This window comes from Kitasatospora sp. NPDC053057 (assembly GCF_044546945.1).
GTDB lineage: Bacteria > Actinomycetota > Actinomycetes > Streptomycetales > Streptomycetaceae > Kitasatospora.
This window is the reverse complement of sequence record NZ_JBITZP010000066.1, coordinates 17,675-29,413: the sequence shown is the minus strand read 5'-3', so window position 1 is coordinate 29,413 and position 11,739 is coordinate 17,675. Positions and strand designations below refer to the sequence as shown.

1 protein-coding gene is annotated in these 11,739 nt (G+C 73.7%); it reads left to right on the top strand.

Annotated features, from left to right (window positions below):
• Positions 1-27 precede the first annotated feature (27 nt).
• On the top strand, positions 28-11,739 hold the full coding sequence (locus tag ACIG5E_RS37060; RefSeq protein WP_396541309.1) for an amino acid adenylation domain-containing protein: 11,712 nt from the start codon (positions 28-30) through the stop codon (positions 11,737-11,739).

Genomic DNA, 11,739 nt, shown 5'->3' with positions numbered 1-11,739 from the left:
GCCGTCGCCGACCGCAGCCACCCGGCACTGGCCGGCCTGACCACCCTCCCGGTCGGCGACCAGACCGCCGACAACCTGGAACTGCCGCTGAGCCCCGACCAGTTGGCGTACGTGATGCACACCTCCGGCTCCACCGGCACCCCCAAGGGCATCGGTATCACCCACCGCTCCGTGGTGGACCTCGCGCTCGGCGGCACCTTCGGCGCCGACGGCCACGCGCGAGTGGCGGTGCACTCGCCGACCGCCTTCGACGCCTCCACCTACGAACTCTGGACCCCGCTGCTCTCCGGCGGCCGCCTGGTCATCGCCCCACCCGGACGACTCGGCATCGCCGAGCTGGCGGACGTGCTCGGCCGACAGCAGGTCTCCGCCGCCTTCATCACGGTCGGACTCTTCAACGTGCTGGCCACCGAGGCCCCGCAGTCCTTCGCCGACATGCGAGAGGTCTGGACGGGCGGCGACATCGCCTCGCCCGCCGCCATGCGCCGGGTCCTGGAGACCTGCCCGGGCCTGCAGCTGGTACACGTCTACGGGCCCACGGAGACCACGACCTTCGCCACCCACCGCTCGATGACCTCCCCCGACGAGGTCCCGGCGGCCGTGGTACCGATCGGCCGCCCACTGCCCAACACCCGGGCGTACGTGCTGGACGCCGGCCTGCGCCCGGTGGCCGTGGGCGTCCCCGGTGAGCTGTACATCGCGGGCCACGGCCTCGCCCGGGGCTACGTCGGACGCCCAGCGCTGACCGCCGAGCGCTTCGTCGCCTGCCCCTACGGCGAACCCGGCGCACGGATGTACCGCACCGGCGACCTCGCCCGCTGGACCACCACGGGCGAACTGGAGTTCGTCGGCCGAACGGACCACCAGGTCAAGATCCGCGGCTTCCGGATCGAACTCGCCGAGGTCGAGTCCGCGTTCACCGCCCACCCGGCCGTCCGCCAGGTCTTCGCGACGGTCCGCCAGGACCAGCCGGGCGACAAGCGCCTGGTCGCCTACGTCACGGGCACGGCCCCGCTCGACGAACTGCGCACCTTCGTCGCCGGCCGCCTGCCTGGCTACATGCTCCCGGCCGCGGTCGTCACCCTCGACGCGCTGCCCGTCACCCCCAACGGCAAGGTCGACCGCCACGCCCTACCCGCCCCCGACTACACCGGCGCCCTCGAAAGCCGGGCACCCCGCAACGCCACCGAGCAGACCCTGTGCGAACTCTTCGCGGAGGTCCTCGGAACGGCGGAGCCCGGCATCGACGACAACTTCTTCGACCTCGGCGGGCACTCCCTCCTCGCCACCCGGCTGGCCAGCCGCATCCGCACCGCCCTCGGCACCGAACTCCCCATCCGCACCCTCTTCGACCACCCCACCATCGCCGGGCTGGCCCAGCACCTCGGCGAGAGCCACACCCCGGTGCGCGCCGCGCTGACCGCCCGGGCACGCCCGGAGCTGGTCCCGCTCTCGTACGCCCAGCAACGCCTGTGGTTCATCGACCAGTTCGAGGGCCCGAGCGCCCTCTACAACACCCCCTTCGCGATCCGGCTGACCGGCCAGGTCGACACCGCGGCCCTGGCCGAGGCCCTCGGCGACGTGGTCGCCCGGCACGAGGTGCTGCGCACCCTCTTCCCGACCGTCGACGGCCGGCCCCACCAGCTGGTCGCCGAGGGCCTCCAGCCCACCCTGACGGTCACTCCCGTCCCGGACGAGACCGAGCTGACCAGGCTGCTGGACCGCGCCATCGACCACGCCTTCGACCTGGCCGTCGAACTGCCCGTCCAGGCCCGGCTGTTCTCCCTCCCGCAGGACGAGCACGTGCTGCTGGTGCTGATGCACCACATCGCCAGCGACGGCTGGTCCGTCGCTCCGCTCTTCCGCGACCTCGGCGAGGCCTACCGCGCCCGCGGCAACGGCGCCGCCCCCGACTGGCAGCCACTGCCGGTCCAGTACGCCGACTACACCATCTGGCAGCGCGAACTCCTCGGCGCCGAGGACGACGGGGACAGCCTGATCGGACAGCAACTCACCTTCTGGCAGCATGCCTTGGCCGACGCGCCGGAGGAGCTGGCGCTGCCCTATGACCGGCCGCGCCCGGCCGCCCCCAGCCACCGGGGCGAGCTGGTCGAGTTCACCGTCGACGCCGAACTGCACCACAAGCTCGGCGAGTTGGCCGCCGAGAACCGGGCGAGCCTGTTCATGGTCCTGCAGGCCGCCGTCGCCACCCTCTACACCCGCCTCGGTGCCGGCACCGACCTCCCGATCGGCACACCGACCGCCGGGCGCACCGACGAAGCCCTCAACGATCTGGTCGGCTTCTTCGTCAACACCCTACTGCTGCGCACCGACACCTCCGGCAATCCCACCTTTCGTGAACTCCTGGACCGCATCCGCCGAACGGATCTCGACGCCTTCGAGCACCAGGACATCCCCTTCGAGCGCCTCGTCGAGCAGCTCAACCCCACCCGCACACCCGCCCGCCACCCCCTCTTCCAGACCCTCATCGCCCTGGAGAACCAGGCCAAGGTTCCGGACAGCTTCGGTGAACTCCCGTGCACCGAGCTCGAATTCGATCTCAACGTGGCCAAGTTCGACCTCTCCTTCGGCTTCACCGAGCTGAGCGGACCGGGCGGCCTCTCCGGCGCGATCGAGTACGCGGCGGACCTCTTCGACCACACCACCGTCGCCACCCTCGCCGAGCGCCTGCTGCGCGTCCTCCACGCCGCCGCCACCGAGCCGGACGCACCCATCGGCGGCATCGAGATCCTCAGCGCGGCGGAGCGGGAGCAGCTGCTGTCGGGCTGGCACGGCCCGGTCGCCGCGCTGCCGTCGGGGGCGGTGCCGGAGCTGTTCGAGGCGCAGGCCGCCGCGACGCCGGAGGCAGTCGCGCTGGTGTGCGGCGGCGAGCAACTGACCTACGCCGAACTCAACGCCCGGACCAACGGGTTGGCGCTGCGCCTGGTCGAGGCGGGCGTCGGCGCCGAGACGCCGGTGGCCGTGCTGCTGGAGCGCTCGCCCGCCCTGGTGGTCGCCCTGCTCGCCGTCCTCAAGGCCGGCGGCACCTACGTCCCGCTGGACGACGCCCAGCCCGAGGAGCGCCTGCGGGCCGTCCTCGCCGACGCCGGGGCCACCATCGCCGTCGCCGACCGCAGCCACCCGTCACTCGCCGGGCTGACCACCCTCCCGGTCGGCGACGACACCGCCGACAACCTCGAACTAGACATCAACGTCGACCAGTTGGCGTACGTGATGCACACCTCCGGCTCCACCGGCACCCCCAAGGGCATCAGTATCACCCACCGCTCCGTCGTCGACCTCGCCCTCGGCGGCACCTTCGGCACCGGCGGCCACGACCGCGTCCTGGTCCACTCACCCACCGCCTTCGACGCCTCCACCTACGAACTCTGGGCACCCCTGCTCTCCGGCGGCCGCCTGGTCATCGCCCCCGCCGGACGCCTCGGCGTCACCGAACTCGCCACCGCCATCGACCGGGGCGGAGTCACCGCCGCCTGGCTCACCGCCGGACTGTTCAACGTCCTGGCCACCGAGGACCCGAGCGTCTTCACCGGCCTCCGCGAGCTGTGGACCGGCGGCGACATCGTCTCCCCCGCCGCCGTCCGCCGCGTGATGACCGCCCGCCCCGGCCTCACCGTGGTCGACGGCTACGGGCCCACCGAGACCACCACCTTCGCCACCCGCCACCCCATGGCCACCCCGGCCGAGGTGCCCACCACCGTCCCGATCGGACAGCCCCTGCCCAATACCCAGGCGTACGTGCTGGATGACACCCTCCAGCCCGTCCCCGTCGGCGTCCCCGGCGAGCTGTACATCGCGGGCAACGGCCTCGCCCGGGGCTACGTGGGCCGCCCGACCCTGACCGCAGAGCGCTTCGTCGCCTGCCCCTACGGCGAACCCGGCGCACGGATGTACCGCACCGGCGACCTCGTCCGCTGGACCACCGACGGCATCCTGGAGTTCCTCGGCCGCGCCGACGACCAGGTCAAGATCCGCGGCTTCCGGATCGAACTCGCCGAGGTGGAGGCCGCGTTCACTGCCCACCCCGGCGTCGGCCAGGCCCTCGCCCTGGTCCGCGAGGACCAACCCGGCGACAAGCGCCTGGTCGCCTACGTCACCGGCGAGGCCACCCCCGGCGAACTGCGCACCTTCGTCGCCGAGCGCCTGCCCGGCTACATGCTCCCGGCGGCGATCGTCACCCTCGATGCCCTCCCCGTCACCCCCAATGGCAAGGTCGACCGCCGCGCCCTGCCAGCCCCCGACTACACCGGCACGCCCGAAGGCCGCGCACCGCGCACCGACGCCGAACAGGCCCTCTGCGCACTCTTCGCCGAAACCCTCGGACTACCCGCCGTCAGCATCGACGACAACTTCTTCGACCTCGGCGGTCACTCCCTCCTCGCCACCAAACTCGTCAGCCGCATCCGCACCACCCTCGGCACCGAACTCCCCATCCGCACCCTCTTCGACGCCCCGACGGTGGCCGCCCTCGCCCCCGCCCTGCCCGCCACGGACGCCCAGGCCCGACCGGCACTCCGGCGGCGGACCAGGCCGGCCCGGGTGCCGCTCTCCCCGGCGCAGCAACGCCTCTGGTTCATCGACCAGTTCGAGGGCCCGAGCGCCCTCTACAACACCCCCTTCGTCGCCCACCTCACCGGTTCGATCGACACCACCGCCCTCGCCGAGGCCCTGAACGACGTGGTCACCCGCCACGAGGTGCTGCGCACCACGTTCGCCACCACCGACGGCCAGCCCCACCAGCTGATCGCCGAGTCCGTCCGGCCCGTGCTCCGCACCCGTCGGGTGGCCGACGAGCAGGAGCTGCACGCCGCCGTGGCCGAGGCCACCGCCGAGGTGTTCCGCCTCTCCGAGGACCAGCCGATCCGGGTCTCGCTGCTCTCCCACGGTACGGACGCCGGCACGGACCGGCACGCCCTGGTCATCCTGCTCCACCACATCGCCGGCGACGGCTGGTCCGTCACGCCCCTGCTGCGCGACCTCGACACCGCCTACCGGGCCCGCGGCACGGGCAGCACGCCCGACTGGCAGCCCCTGCCGGTCCAGTACGCCGACTACACCCTCTGGCAGCGCGAGCTGCTCGGCACCGAGGACGACCCCGCCGGCGCCCAGCACACCCAACTCGCCCACTGGCGCCAGGCCCTGGCCGATCTCCCGGAGGAGCTGGCCCTGCCCTACGACCGTCCGCGCCCGGCCACCCCCAGCCACCGCGGCGGCACGGTCGAGTACCGGCTGGACGCCGAACTGCACGGCCGCCTCACCGAGTTGGCCACCGCCAACCGCACCAGTCTGTTCATGGTCCTGCAGGCCGCCGTCGCCACCCTCTACACACGCCTCGGTGCCGGCACCGACCTGCCGCTCGGCACCCCCACCGCCGGGCGCACCGACGAAGCCCTCGACGACCTGGTCGGATTCTTCGTCAACACCCTCGTCCTGCGCACCGACACCACCGGCAACCCCACCTTCCGCGAGCTCCTCGACCGCATCCGCCGCACCGACCTGGACGCCTTCGAGCACCAGGACATCCCCTTCGAGCGCCTCGTCGAGCAGCTCAACCCCACCCGCACACCCGCCCGCCACCCGCTCTTCCAGACCGTCCTGACCGTCAGCAGCGGCCCGGCGCCCGTGCTCACCCTCGGCGAGGTCAGCGGGGTCCTGGAGGGCGCGGGCGAGTCCCTGGCGCACTACGACCTGAACTTCAACTTCACCGAGCAGCACGGCGAGAACGGGACGGCGCTCGGTGTGGCGGCGGCCGTGGAGTACGCGGCGGACCTCTTCGACCACGCCACCGTCGCCACCCTCGCCGAGCGCCTGCTGCGCGTCCTGGACGCCGTCGCCACCGAGCCGGACGCACCCCTCGGCGGCATCGAGATCCTCAGCCCGGCCGAACGGAGCCTGGTCCTCACCGGCTGGAACGACACCGCCGTCCCGGTCGCCGACACCACGCTGTCCGAGCTGTTCGAGGCCCAGGCCGCCGCCACTCCCGACGCCGTCGCCGTGGTCTCCGACACCGAGCGGCTCAGCTACGCCGAACTGGACGGCCGGGCAGGGTCGTTGGCGGCCGTCCTGCTGGACCGCGGGCTGGCGGTGGAGGAGCCGGTCGCGATCCTGATGGACCGCTCGGCCGACCTGGTGACGGCGATCCTCGCGGTCACCAAGGCCGGCGGCACCTACGTCCCGCTGGACACCCGCTACCCGCTGGACCGGATGCGGCACATCCTCGCCGACACCCGGGCGCAGCTCGTGCTGGTCGACCCGGCCCACCGCGACCACCCGGTGCTCACCACCGACGGACCGACCCCCCTGGACGTCACCGAAGCCCGCAACGCAGCCCCGGCCGGCCGGCGCTCGCTCCCCGGCCAGCTCCTCTACGTGATGTACACCTCGGGCTCGACCGGCGTCCCCAAGGGCGTCGCGGTCACCCACCGCAACGTGGTCGACCTGCTGGCCAACCGGCACTTCCACCAGGGCCACCACGAGAGCGTGCTGCTCCACTCGCCCACCGCCTTCGACGCCTCCACCACCGAGGTGTGGGCGCCGCTGGTGACCGGCGGGCGGATCGTGCTGGCCGCCCCCGGGCAGCTCGACCTGACCGCCCTGGCCGCGACCATCACCCGGCACGCCGTCACCCTGGTCCAGGCGCCCTCGGGCCTGCTGCGGCTGATGGCCGAGGAGACCCCGGACGCGTTCCGCGCGGTCCGGCAGGTGTGGACGGGCGGCGACGTGGTGCCCCCGGAGGCCGTGCGGCAGCTGTTCCGGGCGTGCCCGGAGACGGACGTGGTCGCGGTCTACGCGCCGACGGAGACGACGGCCATCAAGACCGCCTTCACCATGTCCCCCGGCGCGGAGATCCCCGCTGTGGTGCCGATCGGCCGTCCGCTGGCCAACACCCGGCTGTACGTGCTGGACGACCTCCTCCAGCCGGTCCCGGCCGGGGTGCCCGGCGAGCTGTACATCGCGGGCAACGGCCTGGCCCGGGGCTATGTGGGCCGGCCCGCGCTGACCGCCGAGCGCTTCGTCGCCTGCCCGTTCGGCGGCAAGGGCGAGCGCATGTACCGCACCGGCGACATCGTCCGATGGAGCGCGGACGGCGTGCTGGAGTTCCTCGGCCGCGTCGACGACCAGGTCAAGATCCGCGGCTTCCGGATCGAGCCCGCCGAGGTGGAGGCCGCGCTCGCCGCCCACCCTGCGGTGGGCCACGCGGTGGCGATGGTCCGCGAGGACCAACCCGGCGACAAGCGCCTGGTCGCCTACGTCACCGGCGAGGCCACCCCCGGCGAACTGCACACCTTCGTCGCCGAGCGCCTGCCCGGCTACATGCTCCCGGCGGCGATCGTCGTCCTCGACGCCCTCCCCGTCACCCCCAACGGCAAGGTCGACCGCCGCACCCTGCCCGCCCCCGACTACACCGGCGCCCCCGAAGGCCGCGCACCGCGCACCGACGCCGAACAGGCCCTCTGCGCACTCTTCGCCGAAACCCTCGGACTGCCCGCCGTCAGCATCGACGACAACTTCTTCGACCTCGGCGGACACTCCCTCCTCGCCACCAAACTCGTCAGCCGCATCCGCACCACCCTCGGCACCGAACTCCCCATCCGCACCCTCTTCGACAGCCCCACCGTCGCCGCGCTGGCCGAGCGTCTCGGTGAGGGCGCCGGCCCGGTGCGCGCCCGGCTGACGACCCGGGAGCGCCCGGAGCTGGTCCCGCTCTCGCACGCCCAGCAACGCCTCTGGTTCATCGACCAGTTCGAGGGCCCGAGCGCCCTCTACAACACCCCCTTCGCGCTTCGCCTGTCCGGCGCGGTCGACGTCACCGCCCTCGCCGAGGCCTTGAACGACGTGGTCACCCGCCACGAGGTGCTGCGCACCACCTTCCCGACCGCCGACGGCCAGCCGTACCAGCTGATCGCCCCGAGCGCCCGACTCGCCCTGCACGCCCGCCCGGTGGCGGACGAGGGGGAGCTGCGGGAGGCCCTCGCCGAGGCGAGCCGCGAGGCCTTCGACCTGGCCGCCGACCTGCCGGTCCGTGCCCGGCTGTTCTCACTGCCGACCGACGAGCACGTGCTACTGGTGCTGCTGCACCACATCGTCAGCGACGGCTGGTCCGTCGCGCCCCTGCTGCGCGACCTCGACACCGCCTACCGGGCCCGCAGCGCCGGCACCGCCCCCGGCTGGCCGCCGCTGCCGGTCCAGTACGCCGACTACGCCCTGTGGCAGCGCGAGCTGCTCGGCGCCGAGGACGATCCGACCGGCGCCCAGCACGCCCAACTCGCCTACTGGAAGCGGACCCTGGCCGGTCTTCCGGAGGAGCTGACGCTCCCCTACGACCGCAAGCGGCCGATGGTCCCGACCCGCCGGGGGGACACCGTCGAGTTCCGGATTCCCTCCGAACTCCACGCTGCCGTCGCGGAGTTGGCGCGGGCGAGCCGGTCCTCCGTGTTCATGGTGGTGCAGGCCGCACTCGCCGCCACCCTCAGCCGGCTGGGCGCGGGCGAGGACATCCCGCTCGGCACCCCGATCGCCGGCCGCACCGACGAGGCGCTCGACGAGCTGATCGGCTTCTTCGTCAACACCCTGGTGCTGCGCGCCGACCTCTCCGGCGAGCCGAGCTTCCACGAGCTGCTGGAGCGGGTGCGGCTGGCCAACCTGGACGCCTTCGAGCGCCAGGACGTGCCCTTCGAGCGGCTGGTCGAGGTGCTCAACCCGGCCCGTTCGACGGCCCGGCACCCGCTGTTCCAGGTGATGCTGACCTTCGGCACCAGCGACCTGGCCACCCCCTCGTTCGCCGGCCTGCCCGCCCGCATCGAACCCTCGGCAGCCGAACTCGCCAAGTTCGACCTGGCGTTCGGCTTCAGCGAGCAGCTGGACGCGGACGGGGCACCGGCCGGGATCGGCGTGGTGGTCGAGTTCGCGCAGGAGCTGTTCGACCCGGCCACGGTGGCGGCGATCGGCGGGCGCTTCGAGCGGCTGCTCGCCGCCGTGGTGGCGGACCCGGCCCGCCCGGTCGTCGAGGCGGAGATCCTCACCCCGGCCGAGCGGACGCTGATCCTGGACCACTGGAGTCGGCCCGAGCAGCACCCGCACACCCTCGAACTGCCCACCATCCCGGCCCTGTTCGCGGCCCAGGCGGCCCGGACCCCGGAGGCCGTGGCGGTGGTCCACCAGGACGAGCGGGTCAGCTACGCCGAGCTGGACGCCCGGGCGAACCGGCTGGCACAGCTGCTCGCCGCCCGGGGCGTGGGCCCCGAGCGCCTGGTGGCGCTGGCCCTGCCGCGTTCGGTGGAGCTGGTGGTCGCCGTGCTGGCGGTACTCAAGGCGGGCGGCGCCTACGTGCCGATCGACCCGGACTACCCGGCCGACCGGATCGCCTACACCCTGCGCGACTCCGCACCCGAACTGCTGCTCACCACCACCATGGCCGCCGCCCAACTGCCTGACCAGGCCGTGCCGTTGCTGCTGCTCGACACCCCGGAGACGGCGGCCGAGCTGGACCGTACTGCTCCAGAAGCCCCCGCCCCCGCCCTCGGCCCGGACCACCCGGCCTACGTCATCTACACCTCGGGCTCGACCGGCCGTCCGAAGGGCGTGGTGATCCCGCACGCCAACGTCGCCCGGCTGTTCGCGGCCACCGGCCACTGGTTCGCCCCGGGCCCGGAGGACGTCTGGACGCTGTTCCACTCCTACGCCTTCGACTTCTCGGTCTGGGAGCTGTGGGGCGCGCTGCTGCACGGCGGCAGCCTGGTCGTGGTGCCCTTCGAGACCAGCCGCTCGCCCCGGGAGTTCCTGGAGCTGCTGGTGCGCGAACGGGTCACCTTCCTCAACCAGACCCCCTCCGCCTTCTACCAGTTGATGCAGGCCGACCAGGAGGAGCCGGAACTCGGCGCCCGGCTCGCCCTGCGGCGGGTGGTCTTCGGCGGCGAGGCGCTCGACCTGGCCCGGCTGGCGCCCTGGTACGAGCGGCACGCCGAGGACTCCCCGGTACTGGTCAACATGTACGGCATCACCGAGACCACCGTGCACGTCTCCTACCGCCCGCTGGACGCCGACACGGCCGCCGGGCAGTCCCGTTCGCTGATCGGCGCGGGCATCCCGGACCTGCGGCTCTACCTGCTGGACCGGCGGCTGCGACCGGTGCCCGCCGGCGTGCCCGGCGAGCTGTACGTCGCCGGCGCCGGCCTGGCCCGCGGCTACCTGGGCCGCCCGGGGCTGACCGCCGAGCGCTTCGTCGCCGACCCGTACGGCGCGCCCGGCACCCGGATGTACCGCACCGGCGACCTGGCCCGCTGGACGGCCGACGGCGAGCTGGACTACCTGGGCCGGATCGACGCCCAGGTGAAGATCCGGGGCTTCCGGATCGAACCGGGCGAGATCGGGTCGGTGCTCAGCCGCCGGCCGGAGGTGGCCTCCGCCGCCGTGGTGGTCCGCGAGGACGCCCCGGGCGAGAAGCGCCTGGTCGGCTACTTGGTGCCCGCCGCCGGCCCGGTCGACCTGGACGGGCTGCGCACCCACCTGGCCGCCGAGCTTCCGGACTACATGCTGCCCGCCGCCCTGGTGCCGCTGGAGCGCCTGCCGCTGACCCCGAACGGCAAGCTCGACGAGCGGGCGCTGACCGCCCCAGAGCCGGGCCGCGCGGGCGACGGCCGGGGGCCGCGCACCCCGCTGGAGGAGGTGCTCTGCGGGCTGTTCGCCGACGTGCTCGGCCTGGAGCGGGTCGGCATCGACGACAACTTCTTCGAGCTGGGCGGCCACTCCCTGCTGGCGGGCCGTCTGGTCGCCGGGATGCGCGAGCTGACCGGCACGGACGACCTCGGCGTCCGGGCGCTGTTCCAGGCCCCGACCGTCGCGGGCCTGGCCGAGCTGCTGGCCGGAGCCCGCGACGGCGCCCCCGCCGAGGAGGCCTTCCCGGTGCTGCTGCCGATCCGCACCCGCGGCTCCCGCCCCCCGCTGTTCTGCGTGCACCCGGCGGCCGGGATCAGCTGGGTCTACACCGGCCTGCTGCGCCACCTGGACGCCGAGCAGCCGATCTACGGCCTGCAGGCGCCCGGGCTGGCCGACCTGTCGCGCCACCCGGCCGGCCTGGCCGAGATGGCCCGCACCTACCTTGCCGAGCTGCGGTCGGTGCGCCCCGAGGGCCCGTACGCCCTGCTCGGCTGGTCCTTCGGCGGCCCGGTCGCCCACGCGATGGCGGCGCTGCTGCGGGAGCAGGGCGAGCGGGTGGAACTGCTCGCGGTGCTGGACGGCTACCCGGAGCTCGACGAGTACGCCGAGTTCACGGGCGACAACCGGGCCCGCCGCGACCCAGCACTGCTCGCCGCGATCCTCGACTCCCTCGGCCAGCCGGCCGGCGAGATCACCGCCTGGCCCGCCGACGAGGCCGGCTACGCCGAGCTGGTCCGGCACGGCGAGGGCCCGCTGGCCGGGCTGAGCGGCGCCGGGGTGGCCCGGGTGGTCGAGGTCTTCCTCGCCAACCTCGCGCTGGCCGGTGACGCCCCGCTGCCGGGCTACGACGGCGACGCGCTGGTCTTCGTCGCCGCCAAGGACCGCCCGGCCGACGCCCCCGACCCCGAGACCTGGCGGGCCCACGTGGGCGGCCGGGTGGAGATCCACGAGGTGCCGAGCACCCACGGTGCGATGACCGGCGCGGAGGCGCTCGCGGTCATCGGCCCGGTGCTCGCCGACCGCCTGCGCCACCCGGCGCCGGACTCCGAGCCCCACCACTGA